13 protein-coding genes are annotated in these 15,950 nt (G+C 73.0%); 6 read left to right on the plus strand and 7 right to left on the minus strand.

Features of this window, described 5'->3' with window-relative positions; all coding sequences use genetic code 11:
* Positions 1–191: 191 nt before the first annotated feature.
* Complete coding sequence (locus tag SGUI_RS08600) at positions 192–707, minus strand: SprT-like domain-containing protein (RefSeq protein ID WP_066643072.1); 516 nt, start codon at positions 705–707, stop codon at positions 192–194.
* 54 nt (positions 708–761) lie between these two features.
* Between SGUI_RS08600 and SGUI_RS08605 the strand changes: the two genes are divergently transcribed.
* Both SGUI_RS08605 and SGUI_RS08610 read left to right on the plus strand, forming a co-directional pair.
* Positions 762–1,148 carry a DUF6394 family protein gene (locus SGUI_RS08605; RefSeq protein ID WP_066638801.1) on the plus strand — a complete coding sequence of 129 codons (387 nt, stop codon included), beginning with the start codon at positions 762–764 and terminating at the stop codon, positions 1,146–1,148.
* 18 nt (positions 1,149–1,166) lie between these two features.
* A complete protein-coding gene (locus SGUI_RS08610) occupies positions 1,167–2,948 on the plus strand; it encodes a potassium channel protein (protein WP_083190582.1) in 1,782 nt (593 codons plus the stop codon).
* Positions 2,949–2,982: 34 nt separating this feature from the next.
* On the opposite strand, the gene SGUI_RS08615 is transcribed toward SGUI_RS08610, so the two are convergent.
* A complete protein-coding gene (locus SGUI_RS08615) occupies positions 2,983–3,510 on the minus strand; it encodes a DUF3806 domain-containing protein (RefSeq protein ID WP_191090886.1) in 528 nt (175 codons plus the stop codon).
* A 64-nt stretch (positions 3,511–3,574) separates the two neighbouring features.
* Here SGUI_RS08615 and SGUI_RS08620 point away from each other — a divergent pair, with 64 nt between their 5' ends.
* From SGUI_RS08620 to SGUI_RS08630, 3 genes are all read left to right on the plus strand, one after another.
* Complete coding sequence (locus SGUI_RS08620) at positions 3,575–5,557, plus strand: acyltransferase family protein (RefSeq protein WP_083190583.1); 1,983 nt, start codon at positions 3,575–3,577, stop codon at positions 5,555–5,557.
* A 49-nt stretch (positions 5,558–5,606) separates the two neighbouring features.
* Positions 5,607–6,110 carry a DUF427 domain-containing protein gene (locus SGUI_RS08625; protein WP_066638805.1) on the plus strand — a complete coding sequence of 168 codons (504 nt, stop codon included), beginning with the start codon at positions 5,607–5,609 and terminating at the stop codon, positions 6,108–6,110.
* Positions 6,111–6,241: 131 nt separating this feature from the next.
* On the plus strand, positions 6,242–6,733 hold the full coding sequence (locus SGUI_RS08630; protein WP_066638809.1) for a hypothetical protein: 492 nt from the start codon (positions 6,242–6,244) through the stop codon (positions 6,731–6,733).
* 192 nt (positions 6,734–6,925) lie between these two features.
* Here the strand turns inward: SGUI_RS08630 and SGUI_RS18300 are convergent, their stop codons facing one another.
* Positions 6,926–7,777 carry a transglycosylase family protein gene (locus SGUI_RS18300; protein WP_066638813.1) on the minus strand — a complete coding sequence of 284 codons (852 nt, stop codon included), beginning with the start codon at positions 7,775–7,777 and terminating at the stop codon, positions 6,926–6,928.
* A 292-nt stretch (positions 7,778–8,069) separates the two neighbouring features.
* Here SGUI_RS18300 and SGUI_RS08640 point away from each other — a divergent pair, with 292 nt between their 5' ends.
* A complete protein-coding gene (locus tag SGUI_RS08640; protein WP_066638815.1) occupies positions 8,070–8,639 on the plus strand; it encodes a dienelactone hydrolase family protein in 570 nt (189 codons plus the stop codon).
* A gap of 3 nt (positions 8,640–8,642) precedes the next feature.
* Here the strand turns inward: SGUI_RS08640 and SGUI_RS08645 are convergent, their stop codons facing one another.
* The 4 genes from SGUI_RS08645 to SGUI_RS08660 form a co-directional block, all read right to left on the minus strand.
* A complete protein-coding gene (locus SGUI_RS08645) occupies positions 8,643–9,305 on the minus strand; it encodes a Type 1 glutamine amidotransferase-like domain-containing protein (RefSeq protein ID WP_066638819.1) in 663 nt (220 codons plus the stop codon).
* A gap of 157 nt (positions 9,306–9,462) precedes the next feature.
* Positions 9,463–10,671 carry an ATP-binding protein gene (locus SGUI_RS08650; RefSeq protein WP_066638821.1) on the minus strand — a complete coding sequence of 403 codons (1,209 nt, stop codon included), beginning with the start codon at positions 10,669–10,671 and terminating at the stop codon, positions 9,463–9,465.
* Positions 10,672–10,809: 138 nt separating this feature from the next.
* Positions 10,810–11,085, minus strand: coding sequence for a WXG100 family type VII secretion target (locus SGUI_RS08655; protein ID WP_066638823.1), 276 nt, complete (start codon positions 11,083–11,085; stop codon positions 10,810–10,812).
* 172 nt (positions 11,086–11,257) lie between these two features.
* Positions 11,258–15,949, minus strand: a complete 4,692-nt coding sequence (locus SGUI_RS08660; protein WP_066638830.1) for an FtsK/SpoIIIE domain-containing protein — start codon at positions 15,947–15,949, stop codon at positions 11,258–11,260.
* Between the last annotated feature and the right edge of the window lies 1 nt (position 15,950).

Consider the following 15,950-nt stretch of genomic DNA (forward strand, 5'->3'; position numbering starts at 1 on the left):
CCTCGTCGTCGCCACCATTGGCTCCCGTCTGCATCTGCGTGTCCGGGCGGCCGCCTCACGGAATCGGGGCACATCACTCGGACAACTCTCCGGAATGTAATGCACACAAACCCCCCGGGACACCCTCTGAGATCACGCTTTGGTCACGGATTCCGCCCCGCCGACGGGGCCGCGCGGACGTCAGGATGCCGTTACGTCAACCGTCGCAGCTCGCGCATCGTCTCCCGCACCGTCGGACCCAGCTCGGCGTGGTCCACCGGACGCCCGTCGTGGCTCCACGAGAGGACGCGGTCGAGCGTCGGCATACCTCGGCATCGGGTGCAGACCAGCACCCTGGTCGGGCGGCGGTGCCGCTGCACCACGTGCCCGGCCGAGCAGCGCCCCTGCCACCGGCCGGCCACGACGGGCACGTCCGCGACGTAGCACCGGTCCCCGGTCGACCCGATCTGCCGCGCGCGGGCCCGCCACACCGCGTCGTGCCCGTGCGCCGGACCCACCAGGGCGTGCGCGATCTCGTGCAGCAGCGTCTCCCGCACCTGCGCCACCTCGTGCGCGGCGGTGATCTGCCGGCTCAGCGTGATCCGCCGGTCCTGCCAGTGGCAGGCCCCCGCGCGCACCTTCGCCCGGTCGAAGCCGAAGGCCCAGTCACGCAGCCCGTGCTCCCCCATCAACCTCCGGGCCAGCCGGCCCGCCTCCTCCAGATCCACACCCCGCATCCTAGGAAGCAGCGCCGACAGACCTGCGGCGTTATCGTCGGTGGTGTGAATCTTGAGAAAGTCGTCTTCGGCTTCTTCGTGCTGCTCGCCGCGACCCTGAACTTCGGCTACGTCATCGGGGACATCGACAACCCGAAGCTGCACAACGTCTACGAGCTGTATGCCGCCGTCGTGGTCAACATCATCGCCACGATCCTCAAGTTCGGCGACCGCACCCAGATCGGCGCGGTGCACCTCGCGACCTCCCTCGTGGCCAGCATCCAGCTCATCGTCGCCGCCCTGGTCTGGATCTGGGCCCGGCACGTCGACCCGGGCGGCCTCACCGGCCAGCACATGAGCAGCGTGGTCTCCATCGCCGCCGGCGCGCTGCTGGCCAACATCGTCTCGATCATCCTGCTCGTCGTCGAGACCGTCTCCTACCGCCGCCGCTGACCGGCATACCCGCCGCCCATGGCCAACCTCCTGCAGCTCCTCGGTCGCGGCAAACCCGCGCGCCCGCGCCCGGACTCGCTGCGCCGCTACCGCGTCGACGTGCCGGCCGACCTGCCGACGACGGACGCGGTCTTCCTCGTCCTGCGCCGTATGCGCGCGCCGCTCGTCGTCATCGTCAGCGTCTTCGCGATCATGACCTTCGGGCTGAGCACGATGCCCGGAACGGAGGAGAACCCGGACCGGCTGACGGTCTTCGACAGCTTCTACGTCATCAGCTACACCGGCCTGACCATCGGCTACGGCGAGGTGCCGCACGAGTTCAGCTACGCCCAACGGCTCTGGGTGACCCTGACGATCTACGCCTCGGTGGTCGCGTGGTCCTACAGCATCGGTGCCCTGCTCTCGATCTCCCAGGAGCAGACCTTCCGCCAGGCGCTGCGGCTGCAGCGCTTCGGCCGCAAGGTGCGCAGCATGCAGACCCCCTTCGTCCTCATCGTCGGCTACGGCCAGGCCGGCGAGGCGGTATGCCGCGCGCTGGAGGACCAGGGGCGCGACTTCGTGGTGCTCGACGAGGATCCGGACCGGATCCAGCAGCTCGCCCTAGACGGATACCTCACCGACCATCCCGGCTTCGCCGCCAGCGGACGTGATCCCCGCATGCTCGGCATCGCCGGGCTCGCGCACGACCACTGCGAGGCCGTGCTGGCGCTCACCAACAGCGACGAGACCAACCTCTCGGTCGTCATGTCCGTCAACCTGCTGCGTCCCGAGCTCATGGTCATCGCCCGGTGCAGCGACCGTGAGCACGCCCAGCAGATGCACGACTTCGCGGCCGACGTCATCATCAACCCCTTCGACCGCTACGGCGCCTACCTGGTGATGGCGCTGCGCCGCCCGGCCGGCTTCCGGCTGGCCTCCTGGCTCATGAGCAGGCGGGGATCGGTGCTGCCGCACCGGCTGCACCACCTCACCGAGGGGCAGTGGGTGGTCTGCGCCGACGGCACCTTCGGCTTCGAGGTCACCCGCGACCTGGAGAGCGCCGGGCTCGACGTCATCCTGCTGGACCCGGCCGACGGCCGGCCGGACGTGTCGGACGCCGTCGGCTTCATCGCCGGCGCCGAGTCCGACATCGTCAACATGGCGAACGCCGCGCACGCGCGCATCGAGAACGACCAGCTCTTCATCGCCGTGCGGCAGAACTCCGCGGTCAACTCCGCCCCGCTGCAGGCCTTCGACGCCGACTCGGTCTTCATCCCGACCGAGCTGCTGGCCCGGGAGGCGGTCGCCCGGATCACCTCGCCCAACTACTGGAGCTTCATCGACCACGTCCTGCACGAGGACGACGAGTGGGACCGGCGGGTCATGGACGAGATCGTCGCCGTGGTCGGCGACGAGACCCCGATCTCCACCCGGCTCGACCTCGACTTCGCCAGCGCCCCCGCGGTGGTCCGCTGGCTCACGGAGCACGAGCTCACCATCGGCGACCTCCTGCGCGACCCGGACGAGCGCGACGTCCGCCTCGCGGTCTACCCCGCGGTGCTGGTGCGGGCCGGGCGCCGGATCTTCACCCCGGGCATGGACCAGAAGCTCAAGGAGGGCGACACCCTCCTGCTCCTGGGGCGCGAGCTGGACCTGGCGGTGGTCCGGTCCACGATCTTCCACGACTCGGCGGTGGAGTACGTCACCACGGGCCGTGAGGTCGCCACCTCCTGGGTCATGCGGCGCGTCCAGAAGCTCGCCGGCCGCCCCCGCGACCCCGCACCGCGCTCACCGGTCCCCCCGCCGGAGGAGGAGGGCTGACGAGCCGCTCCCCCGCGCGGAGCGGCGTGGGGCGTCAGCGGCTGCGCACCTCGACGATGTGCCCGACGACCTTCGGCACCCAGCCGGACTCGCGCCGCATCCACCGCACGGCGACGAGGTTGGACGGCACCACGACGAAGTCGCCGGCGCAGACGGCCAGGTCGGTGCCGAAGACGTCGGTCACCACCTCCCAGGCCAGGTCGGTCCGGCGGTGCAGGTGCTCTCCGACGGCCATGGCATACCGCTCGACGATCTCGTCGTGACCCCCGTCGCGCTCCTGCAGCCAGCCCGCCAGCGCCCGGTCGAGACCGTCCCCGATCGAGTCGAGGTCCTCGACGTCGACGCCCTCGGCCTGCACGGCGGCGACACCGGCGTCGATCCGGGCCCGCTCGTCCTCGTCGATGCGGCGTGACTCCGGCGTCAGCGGCAGCGCCTCGACGCTGCTCTCCCCCGGGTCGGGCAGCGCCCGCACCCGCGGCTCGTCCTGCCCGGCCCGGGAGCGGCCGAACAGCTCCCGCACCCGGCCCAGCCGGGCCGCGACACGACGCTCTCGCTCACCCATTCGGCCAGGGTAGCCGCTGCCCGTAGGATGCGCGCTGACGAAGGAGAGGCGGGGCACCTTCCCCATGCGCGCAGACATCCAGACGCTCCGGGCGGTCGCGGTCGTGCTGGTGCTGCTGTGGCACGCGGGCGTGCCGGGACTGCGCGGGGGGTATGTCGGGGTCGACGTCTTCCTCGTCGTGTCGGGCTTCCTCATGACCCAGATCCTCCTCACCGAGGTGCAGGAGCGGGGGCGGCTGGACCTGCCCCGCTTCTACCTGCGCCGCGCGCGGCGGCTGCTGCCCGCCGCCGCCGTCACGGTCGTCGGGGTCGCGCTCATCACCGTCGCGCTGCTGCCGCTCACGCGGTGGCGCGAGGTCGCCGGGGACATCGTGGCCAGCGCGTTCTACGTCGTGAACTGGCGACTGGCGGCCCGCTCGGTCGACTACCTCGCCGCCGACGCCCCGCCCTCGCCGCTGCAGCACTTCTGGTCGCTGGCCGTCGAGGAGCAGTTCTACCTCGTGTGGCCGGTCCTGCTCGCGCTCGTCGTGGTGCTCCCGGGCCGAGGTCGCGGCACGGCGTCGAGGGTGGCGCTGCTGGCGGGGGTGCTCGGCGCGCTCTCGCTCGCCTGGTCGGCCTGGCTCTCCCAGGTCGACCCCGGCCGGGCCTACTTCGTCACGACGACGCGCGTGTGGGAGCTGGCCCTCGGTGCCGTCCTGGCGGCGCTGTGGCCGTGGTGGGTGGCGCGCGCACCGGGCTCTCGCGTCGCGCTGGCCCTGGTGGGGGCGGGCCTGGGCGCGGTGCTCGCCTCGGCGCTGCTGCTCGACGAGGCGACCGCCTTCCCGGGGACCGCGGCCCTGCTCCCGACCCTGGGCACCGTGGCGGTCCTGCTCGGCGGGCCCTTCGTGTCCGGGGCCCCGCGCGCGGCCCTCGCCTGGTCGCCGGCGCAGCGCACGGGCGACATCTCCTACTCGCTCTACCTCTGGCACTGGCCACTTCTCGTGGCGGCGGGGGCGCTGACCGGCGCCACCGAGCCCACCTGGGCGGTCGGGCTGCTCGTGGTCGCGCTGTCCTTCCCCGTGGCGTGGCTGTCCTACCGCTTCGTCGAGGAGCCCTTCCGCGGACGGATCCCCCGCACAACGGTCCGGGTCACCACCCGGCGCCTCTTCCGCTGGGCCGGGGGGTATGCCCTCGGCTGCGTCGTGTGCGCGGCCGCGGTGGTGGCGTCGGTGACCGTGCTCGGGCCGGGTGGACCGCTGTCGCGCGCCGTGGCGGTGGAGCCGAGCCCGGACCGCGCCGGGGACGACGTCTACACGCCGTTCTACGACGGCTGTGAGCTGCTGCCCGGTGCCGAGCACGCGACCCGGTGCGTCGACGGCGACACCGAGGGCACCACCCGGGTGGTGCTCGTCGGGGACTCGCACGCCGTCATGTGGATGCCGGCGCTGGCCGCCGCGGGCGCCGAGCGCGGCTGGCGGGTGGAGCTCCTGGCGCACACCGGCTGCCCGGCGGCCGAGGTCATACCGATGACCGGTGATCGACCGAAGTGGATCTGCCGCGCCTGGCTCGAGGAGGTGACCGCGGCCGTCGCCGAGGACCCGCCCGACGTGGTCCTCACCGCCCAGGTGCCGGTCCCGCGGCTGTGGATCGACGAGCAGGTGGTCCCCTCCGCCGAGGTGGGCGGACCGATGGCGGCCGGGATCGAGCGGGCCTGGGAGGAGCTCGGGGCCGGCGGGTCGGCGGTGGCGACGATCATGCCCACGCCCCGCTTCGAGGTCGACGTCCCGGAGTGCGTGGCCGAGCACCCGATCGAGGTCGAGGCCTGCGGCCGTGACGCCGCGCAGGCGCTGGCCCCGGTGTCCGGGCCGGTCGAGCAGGCGCTCGCGCAGGACCCCGAGGTCGTCCCCGTCGACCTCACCGGGCAGCTCTGCCCGCAGGGCTGGTGCCCGGCCGTCGACGACGGCGTGCTCGTGTGGACCGACAGCAACCACCTGAGCCGCACCCGGTCGCTGCAGCTGGCCGGGCCGCTCGGCGAGGCGCTCGCCGCGGTCGCCGGGACCCGCCGCTGAGCCGTGCGTCGGTTGGGCAGGGGCGGGCATACCCCCCTATGGTCAGGGTATGTCTGCACCGACCGAGTCCGTCTGGGACTACCCGCGACCGCCCGCGCTCGACACGAGCGGCGGCGAGCACGTCGTGATCCGGGTCGGCGGGCAGACGATCGCCGAGACGGTGGCGGCGATCCGGGTGCTGGAGACCTCGCACCCGCCGACCTACTACCTCCCCCTCGGCGCCTTCGTCACCGGGACGCTGCAGCCGGCGCGGGACAACCGGCGCACGACGTGCGAGTTCAAGGGGTCGGCCACCTACTTCGACCTCGTCGTCGACGGGCAGCGGCTGAGCCGGGCGGCCTGGACCTATCCCGACCCGGCCCCGGGCTTCGAGGAGATCGCCGACTACGCCGCGGTCACCCCGGCGGTCGTGGACGGCGCGACCGGCCCGGAGGACGGCTGCTTCGTCGACGGTGAGCGCGTCGTGCCGCAGGAGGGCGACTTCTACGGCGGCTGGATCACCTCTCGGGTGAAGGGACCGTTCAAGGGCGGCGAGGGCACCGCGGGCTGGTGAGCACCCCGGCCGCACGGGTCGGCGGCGGTGGGGGAGAATGGATCCTTCGCTCCGGCTCCCTGTGACCCGCCGGGGCGTCTCCCTGCCGCCCACGGCGGCGGGAGCCCGGACCCACGAGGAGGAATGAACCGATGCGACGTGCCCTGACCATGGCCACCGTGATGAGCCTGGCGGTCCTCACCGCCTGCTCGGCCCAGGACGAGGACGCGAGCAGCAGCGAGACCAGCGCCGAGCAAGGCATGGAGGGCACGACCGCGAGCGAGGACGCCGCGGCGGAGCGCGAGGTCGCGGACGACCCGGTGTGCCAGGGCTTCCTGGCCGGCCAGGGCACCCCGCTGGACGAGCGCGCCACGACCCAGCTCGAGGTCGTCTCCGCCGGTGACGACCTCGACTCGGTCTCCTTCTCCGAGCTGACCCTGCTGTCCGGCCGGCTGTCGACGCTCGCCGAGCAGGGCGGTGACCACGCCGCGCTGGTGGAGCGCGTCAACGCTCCGCTGGAGCAGGTCAACGACGCCGTCGTCGAGGCGGGCACCCGCACCGAGGACGTCATCGACATCCCCGACGTCGACACCGAGGACGCGCAGGCGGCTCTCGAGGAGCTCGTGGGCGCCTGCACCGCCTGAGCCACGGCCGAGGCCACCCCGGTATGCCGATGGCCCGGTCCCGCGACCACCGTGCGCAGAGCACGGGGTGCGGGGCCGGGCCATCGGCAGTTCCGGGCCAGGCACGAATTCGACCTCTCGAATCGTCGCCATGGCGACGTTTCGAGAGGTCGAATTCGAGGGATGTCGCCCGGGGCGCGGGCGGCACGATCCTCAGCCGAGGTGCAGAACCTGGCCCTCGAGGATGAGGTCCGGGTCGTCGATGCCGTTGGCGTGCACCAGGGCGTCGACCGAGGTGCCGTGGGCCGCGGCGATCTGCGACAGGGTGTCGCCACGCTCGACGGTGTAGGTGCCGGCGCCGGTGGGCGCACCGTCGGCCGGGACGAGCATGACGTGCCCAGCGTAGATGAGCGAGCCGCCGTGCGGCAGGTCGTTGATCGCGACGAGCTCGTGGACCGTGGAGCCGTAGTCGGCCGCGATGGTGCCGGTCGTCTCACCACGCTCGATGACGTGCTCGGCGAGGGCGACGTCCTGCGCCGGCGCGGCGGGCTGCGCCTGCTGCGGCGCGGCCTGCTGCTGCGGGGCGGGCTGCTGCTGCGCAGGTGCCGGCTCGGGCTGCGCGGGGGCGGGCTCCGGCTCGGGCTGCGCGGGGGCAGGCTCCGGCTCGGGCTGCGCAGGGGCAGGCTCCGGCTCGGCCGGCGCGGGGCCGCCGGCGGTGAGGCCGGCCTCCACCGAGCACACGGGCCAGGCGCCCGGGCCCTGGACGGCCAGCACGTTCTCCGCGATGTCGATCTGCTGGGCGCGGCTCGCGAGGTCGGCGCGGGGGGCATACTCCGTGCCGCCGAAGCCCTCCCAGGTGGTCTGGAGGAACTGCAGGCCGCCGTAGAAACCGTTGCCGGTGTTGATGCTCCAGTTGCCGCCGGACTCGCACTGGGCGACGCGGTCCCAGGTCTCGCCGCTGGCGGCCTGGGCCGAGCCGGCGGAGACGGTGCCGGCGAGCGCGGCCAGACCGGTCACGGCGGCGGCGGCGCCGAGACGGCGCGTGCGGGTGGCACGATGCTTCATGAAAGTCAGAACCTCATGGGGTCGAGAACAAGGGGGACAAGGGCCGCGGGCTCCCCCGCGACCTCTTCTACCGTGCGGCAGAAGTCTGGACGTCGCAATCACGCGACGGTCAGGCTCCGGTCAGGAAGGCTGCCAGCAGCGCGCTGACCAGCAGCGTCGCGCCCAGACGTGAGAAGCGTCACGCCGGGACGCACGTGGCCGGTGTGGTTGCTGGGCTTCCGGACCGCCCGGTGACGACGCGGACTAGCATCGTCGGACGGCCCCGATCTCGATCGATCAGCAGGAGACAGCGATGGCACAGGTACTGCTCTACCACCACATCCAGGGCCTGACCCCCGGTGTCCAGGCCTTCGCCGACGAGCTGCGGGCGGACGGGCATACCGTACACACGCCCGACCTCTTCGAGGGGCACACGTTCGGCAGCATCGAGGAGGGCTTCGCCTTCGCCCGGGAGACCGGCTTCGACGTCCTCCGCGAGCGCGGCGTGGCCGTCGCGAGCGAGCTGGAGGGAGGGCTGGTGTATGCCGGTCTGTCCTTCGGCGTCACCATCGCCCAGGCGCTCGCGCAGACGGAGCCCTCGGCGCAGGGCGCGCTGCTGCTCCACTCCTGCCTGCCGCTCTCGGAGTTCGGGTCGGCGTGGCCGGAGGGTGTCCCGGTGCAGATCCACGGCATGGAGGGCGACGAGTTCTTCGACGAGGACCTCCCCGCGGCCCGCGAGCTGGCCGAGTCCACGCCGGCCGCCGAGCTCTTCGTCTACCCGGGCGACCAGCACCTCTTCACGGACAGCTCGCTGCCGGCCTACGACGCCGAGGCCACCGCGCTGCTCCTGGACCGGGTGAGGGAGTTCCTCGCCGCCCGCTGAGGACTACCTGCTGACGAGCGGCAGGTGCCGCCACGTGCCCTCCGAGACCACCGTGGTCTCGCCGTCGACCACCGCGATGGCGCTCTGGTCGTCCAGGGCATACGCCTCGACGCCGAGCGGTGCCGCCCAGCGGTCCGCCCCCTCCATCGGGTTCATCCCGACGTGGGGGTAGATCGAGAAGTCGACGACCCCGAGCGTCTCGTCGCTCCAGCCCTCGGGGCGCCAGCTGACAAAGGGCTCGCCGATGCGCGGCGTCATGACCATGCTGCCGGCGCTGAGCCCGACCCACACGGTGTCCGTCAGGCCCGGCAGCAGGTCGGCGAGACCGGACTCGCGCATCCAGTGCGCCAGGTAGGTCGCGTCCCCGCCGTCGACCAGCAGGGCGTCGGCCTGCTCCACCCAGGGCACCCAGCGCTCCCGGTCCATGCTCGGCAGCGCGGTGAGCTCGAGGACACCGATGGAGGCCCACCCCAGGTCGCACATCGGGGCCGGGGACTCACCGGCGAGGAAGCGCCAGGCGTTTCCGGGGTCGCACATCTGGTGGCCGTAGGTCGCGGTCGGGATCGCCAGCGCGCTCGACTCCGCGACCGGCTTGCCCAGCATCTCGACCAGCGCGGCCTCGATGCTGGCGTTGGTCACCCCGCCCGAGGTGAGCAGCAGCTTCATCGGCGTCCTCCTGTCCACGTCGAGCACATGGTATGCCTCCGCGTCCGCCCTGGAGCGCACCTCGTCCCGGCGCCACGCCCGCCGAGAACGGCTGCAGCGTTCACGTGAACGCTGGGGCCGGTCCAGAGCGGCGTGTCGACGGCACGGCTGCCGATGCTCAGGTGTGCTCGCGCAGGTAGCGCCCGAAGTGCGGCACCGTGAAGGCGATCCGGCCCCGCTCGCCGGAGTAGATGAGGCCCTTCTTGAGCAGCGCGTCGCGCGCCGGCGACAGGGACTGCGGCTTGCGGCCCAGGTGCGTCGCGATGTCGGAGGTCGCGACCGACTCGATCTCGTCGACCTCCTCGCCCGTCTCCGCGCGCTCGGCGGCGAGGTCGGCCATGGCCCGGAGGTACTCCCGCTCCCCCGGCGTGGCCCGCTCGTAGCGGCTCCCGAAGAAGCCGACGGCGAGCTCGGCCTCCGCCTCGGGCCCGGCGACCCGCACGTCCTCGGGGCTGATCGGCGACTCCGGCGCGAGGTCCCAGACCTCCTTGCCGTAGGCCTGGAGGAAGTAGGGGTAGCCGCCGGTCGCGGCATACATCGCTTCCAGCGCGTCCGGCGACCAGGCGGCGTCCTCGTCCTCCGCCGGTAGCTGCAGCGCCCGCTCCGCCTGCTCCCGGGAGAGCCGGTCGATCCGGGTGTAGCGGAAGAGGCGCTCGGAGTAGGACTTGCTCGCCGAGAGCACCGCCGGCAGGTGCGGCAGCCCGGCGCCGACGACGATGACCGGCAGCGCCGACTGGCTCAGCTCGTGGCAGGCCGCGCAGATCGCCGAGACGTCGTCGGGCTGCAGGTCCTGCATCTCGTCGATGAAGACCGCGACCCCCTTGCCGACGTCGGCCGCGAGGCCGCCCACGTCGGAGAGGAGCTCGACCAGGTCGATCTCGATGTCGCCGGAGTCGGCCCGCCCCGTGACCGCCGCGACCTCGATGCCCGGGTTCCACCGGTCGCGCAGCTTGGCGCCGGGCTGGTCCTTCTGTGCGAAGGCCTTGATGACGCCGAGCACGTGGTCGACCTCGTCACCCTGCGGGTGCCCCAGCTCGCGCACCGCGACGTGCAGCGCGGCGGCCATGGGTCGACGCATCCCTTGCTCGGGCCGCGCCTCGTACTTCCCCGTCCCCCAGCGGCTGCGCACCGCCGTGCCCCGCAGCGCGTTGAGCAGCACCGTCTTGCCGACCCCGCGCAGGCCGGTGAGCACCATCGAGCGCTCCGGCCGTCCGCGAGCGATGCGCTCCAGCACGACCCGGAAGCGCTCCAGCTGCTCGTCGCGGCCGGCGAGCTCGGGCGGGCGCTGGCCGGCGCCGGGGGCGTACGGGTTTCTGATCGGATCCACGATGGCACCGTATGCGCTTCTCTAGCGGATCCGGCAGAGACACGCAGACGGGGGCATCGGGCAGGACCCCGCACCGACCCGGACACGACGAGGGGCCGGGGAGCGCGATGCGCTCCCCGGCCCCTCGGTGCGGATGGCTCAGATGCGGTCCGACTCGCCGGTGGCGGCGGCCAGGTTGTTGTGCTGCATCTTGATGTCTTCCTTGGCCTCGTTCATCGCCTCGACCAGCTTCGGCGTCAGCGTCGGCTTGAAGGTCTGCCAGGCGTCGCGGAACTTCTCCGCGTTGGTGCCGGTCCACACCGTGCTCTGGACCGACTTGTCGACGTCGCCGGAGACCTTCTCGATCTCCTGGGCGGACGTGTCGAGCGTCTTGTGCAGGTCTCGCAGGGTCGCGAGTTCACCACCAACGGCCATGATTTTTCTCCCCTTCGTCCGGGTTCGTGTGACTGGTCACGATCGCCCCCCATGATCACCCTCGGGTGTGCGATCTGACGTCACACTAGGCAGAGCGACGACGTGGTGTCCACCCTCAGGGCGTCCACTTCCAGCCAAACGGCCAGATCGGCACCTACCTGCCAGCGGCCGCTCACCCCTCCCAGATCACCTGGACCCGCTCGGGCTGACCGGCCACGAGCAGGTAGCCCCCGCCCGGGGGCAGCGACTGCCCGAAGGCGGAGCGGTTGAGGCGCGCCCCGAACAGGTCGGCGTCGGCGCTGGACTGCGGGTTGAGCAGGATGCCGTTGCCGGACTTCTTGAGCACCGCCGAGGGACCCCGGTAGTGGCTCTGCATGTCGCCGGCCGTGCCGGCCCCGACGAGCATCTTGCCCGAGTCCCGCATCTTCTCCATGGCCGCGACCAGGGCCTCGGCCAGCCACCCGTCGGAGCCCACGAGCTCGGTGTCGTCGACGAGGATCACCAGGGGCTCCTCCCCCTCGACGAGCGCGGTCAGCTGCTCGGTCACCTCGTCCTTGTCGCTGGTGAGGTCCCAAGGACCATGCACACCGGTGGCACCCTCGAGGTCCCGCAGCGGGCTCTTGCGCGGGGTGACGACCGCCACCTGCCAGCTGCGGCGCAGCGCCTCGGCGGCGATCTGCCGCAGCACGCTGGAGCGGCCGCTGCGCCTCGGGCCGGTCACGAGCACCGCGGGGCCGTGGTCGACGGCGTCCAGGTGCCGCAGCCCCAGGGTGTCGCCGCCGACGGCCACCGCGAGCGAGGTCTCGGGGACGGTGATGCCCTGCGACTCCTCCTGGGTCCGCAGCTCGGCCGCCTGCTCGGCGGTGAACCGCACCGGCAGGACGTCGACGTGGAACGGTCGGCGCGAGCGCGGCAGCTCGGCATACCGCTGCGTCGCCGCCTTGCCGAGCTCCTGCAGCGCCCGCACCTGCGCCGTGCCGGCGGGGTCGTCCGCGAGCAGCGCGAACTGGACCTCGCGCAGCCCCTCGGCCCGGAAGCCGCGCCCCTCGACCATGGTCTCGGGGACCTTCTTGGTCTGCATGCCGATGTTGGAGAAGTCGCTCTTGTCGGTCATGCGCAGCATGATCTTGTCGTCCAGCAGGGTGCCCATGCGCCCCGAGACCAGGGTGCGGTCGCCGGTCACGACCATCCGCACCCCGACGGCGGCGCCCTCCTGCAGGATCTGCTGGAAGGCGGTGACGAGCTTGCCGCCGTCCAGGGCGTCGTAGGCCTGGAAGAAGCCCTCCCACCGGTCGAAGAGGATGAGGACGTAGGGCAGCCGCTCCCCCGGCGCGGCCCCGGCCCGCTGCTCGGCGACGTCGGCGAAGCCGGCCTGCGCGAGCTGCTGCTGCCGGTCGCTGATGAGCGCCCGCAGCCGGGTGACCAGGCGGTCCATGCGGTCGGTCTGGTCACGGGCGACGACCGCACCGACGTGCGGGAGCGCCATGAGCGGGAGCAGCGCGTTGTTGCCGCAGTCGACGCCGAAGATGTGGACGTCCTCCGGCGAGAGGTCACGCGCCACGGCGCCCGCGACGGCCCGCAGCGCGGTGGAGCGCCCGGTGCGCGCCGCGCCGACGATCGCCAGGTGGGCACCGGTGTCCAGGTCGTATGCCGCCACGTCGCGCCGCTGCTCGGCCGGGAGGTCCACCAGCCCCAGCGGCAGCCGGAGGCGGTCGACGTCCGGCGTCGCCGAGGGGAACTGCTCGAGCACCTGCTCCAGGGTGACGACGTCACCGAGGGCGGGCAGCCACGGGCTCGGCGGGGCACTGATCCCGGACTCGCTGCTGGCCTGCTGGCACGCCTCCACGAGCGCGGCCAGGTCGGTGGGGATGGTGACGTCCTCCTCGGCCACCTCCGGGCGCGGCGGGGCCACGCCGAGCTCGGCGAAGGGCATACCCCGCAGCTCGATGTCGGCCGCCCTGCCCTCGGGGCGGGGCCGACCCCCCACCCGGGAGGACTGGAACGGGATGAGGCTGGAGTGCCCGAGCCGGGCGTAGCCACGCCCGGGGGTGGCCTTGGAGATCTGGGCCGCCTCCCGCGCCTCGATGACGTCCTGGCTGTCGTTGGTGTCGGTGACGCGCAGCGCGATCCGCAGGTTGGTGTTGGACTTGATCTCGGCGCTCACCACGCCGGCGGGCCGCTGCGTCGCGAGGATGAGGTGCACGCCCAGCGACCGCCCCCGGCGGGCGATGTCGACCAGCCCGGTGACGAAGTCCGGCAGCTCGGCCACGAGCGCCGCGAACTCGTCGATGACGATGAGCAGCCGCGGCATGGGCTCGTCCTCCGGCCCCTTGGTCGCGAGGTAGTCCTCGATGTCCTTGGCGTCGGCGCCGGCGAGCTGGTGCTCGCGGCGGCGCAGCTCGGCACCCAGCGACTCCAGGGCGCGCCCCGTGAGGTGACCGTCCAGGTCGGTGACCATGCCGACCGTGTGCGGCAACCGGTTGCAGTCCTTGAAGGCGGCACCGCCCTTGTAGTCCACGAGGACGAAGGTCATCTCGTCCGGCCGGTTGTGCACCGCCAGGGAGGCGATGATCGTCTGCAGCAGCTCGGACTTGCCCGAGCCGGTGGTGCCCGCGACCAGCCCGTGCGGGCCGTCCTTGACCATGTCGATGGCGAAAGCGCCCTCGGTGCCCTCGCCGATGACCGCCTGCGTGGTGCGCCCGACCGAGACCCAGCGCTCCTGCACCGCCGGGCTCGTCGGGGGGTCCAGTCGCAGCACGTCGAGCAGCCGGCTGGAGGTCGGGATCGTCGCCGCGGCGTCCTCGGCGGAGACATCCCGCACCGGGGCGACGGCGCGCGCGACCCGCTCGGCCCAGGCCGCGCTGACCAGGTCGGGCCGGACCCCCTCGGTCACCCACTTCTCGCTCACCGTGACCCGCATGAGCGGCTCGTCCGCCTGCACCACGGCGTGGCACTCCTCGGGCAGCAGCCGCTCGTCCTCATCGAGGCAGAGGAAGGTGATGCCCACCGACGGGCCCCGCTGCAGCAGGGGGACCATGCCGGGGAGCAGCCGGAGCCGGCGGGAGCCGTCCAGGACGACGAGCAGCGGGGGGAAGGTCACGCCCTTGCTGGCGAAGGAGCCCTGGTCGGTCATGTCGATGCGCCGCTCGAGCTCGGTGACGAGCTCGCCGATCCGCCGCGCCGTGGTCTGCTCGTCCACCCCCACCTGGGCCAGCTCCGGGTCGCCCTCGTCGGAGCGCAGGTGGGGCAGCCAGCGGGCCCAGTGCCAGTCGGCCTCGCCCTCGGACGAGGTGAGCAGCGTCATGTCCAGGTCGACCGGCGAGTGCAGCACCGCGAGCTGGGCGAGGACCCACCGGCCCACGTCCCGGCGCCGGGGCCCGGCCAGCCCCGTGACCCCGGCCTCCAGCAGGCTCACGGTCACCGGGACGTCCGGCGCGGTCCAGGCGAGGTCGCCCTCGTGCTCCTCGCGGGCGTTGGACTTCACCGTCACCGAGGACACCTGGTCGGCCGTGCCGAACCGGGCGAGCAGCCAGTCCGGGTCGCTGCGTCGCCGCTCCCAGAGCCGGCGTCGCGGACCGATCGCCGTCATGAGGATCTCACCGGGGTCGGCGAAGTCCCGTCGACGGGCGGAGCGCTCGTCGGCCAGGCCCGCCAGCGCGCTCTGCTGGACCTTGCGCGTCCGCGTCGTGAACTCCGCGAAGTCGCTGCGGTAGCGCTTGCGCTCCTGGGTGCGGCCGGTGACCCAGTTGGACAGCGCCATGAGCGGGGTGAGGGCGATGAAGATGAGGGTGTAGAGCCGGCCGGTGATGAGGTACATCGCCAGTCCGGCGACGGCGGGCAGGAAGATGAAGGCCCACGGGATCTGCTGGCCGAGGGGCCGCTTCGGCTCGTGGGGCAGGGTGAACTCGGTCTGCCGCGGCGCCGGCAGGAGCCGCGGGGGGCGGTTGTAGTCCAGCGTGGAGCCCTGCGGGCTGAGCGAGAGCGAGGCGTCCGGCGCCGAGGGGATCGTCAGCTCGAGCAGGCACGGACCGACGACGAGGGCCTGACCGGGCTCCCACACCTGACCGGGCTCGACCTCCTCGCGGTCCACGTGGAGCAGCGGGGTGGGGGCGTCCGAGCTGATCACCCGGGTGCCGGGCGGCAGCTCGCTGTAGGTGCTCTCGCCCGCCTCCCGCTGCTGGATCTCGGCGTCGGCGTCCAGCACGATCGGCCCGGGCAGCGGGCGACGGCGCCAGATCGGCTGCTGCAGCACGCCGGTCAGCTCCGGCTCCGGGTCGAGCTGCACCGAGCCGTCCGGCAGCACGCGCAGCGTGAGGCAGACCTCGGGCAGGCCGACGGGCGGCAGCGCGACGGAGGCGTGCGGCGAGGTCCCCACGACGTGGTCCCCGGTGCTGAGCCGGGCCACCGTCCCCGCGCCCGGGCCCGAGGAGATGCGGACCTCGACGCTGCCCAGGGGCTCGGCCAGCAGGTCACCGACCGGCTGTCCCACCCCGACGACGGAGCCGTGCCGGACGGGGCTGTCGGCCAGCGGCATACCCGGGTCCAGGCGCCGGTCACCGACGTAGAGCGGGGGTGCCTGCGCGGGATCCGCGGGCTCGACCTCGAGCTGCCCGGCCCCGGCCTCCCCCTCGGGCCGGACCACCCGCAGCTGGGGTGCGGCGGTCTCGCCCCCGCTGCCGGCGGCGGCCCCGACCGCGGCCAGCGGGGCGGTGCGCTGCTGCGCGGCGAGCCGACGGCCGAGGGCCACGGCCAGGTCGCCGACCGTGGCGTCGTCCTCGGTGTCGACGACCAGGTCGTGCGGGGTGGCGCTGCCGCCCGCCCGCGCGACCTCCCCGGCCGCGATCGCCGTGATCAGCAGCCGCACG

Origin of the sequence: Serinicoccus hydrothermalis, from assembly GCF_001685415.1 — a bacterium.
Lineage (GTDB): Bacteria > Actinomycetota > Actinomycetes > Actinomycetales > Dermatophilaceae > Ornithinicoccus > Ornithinicoccus hydrothermalis.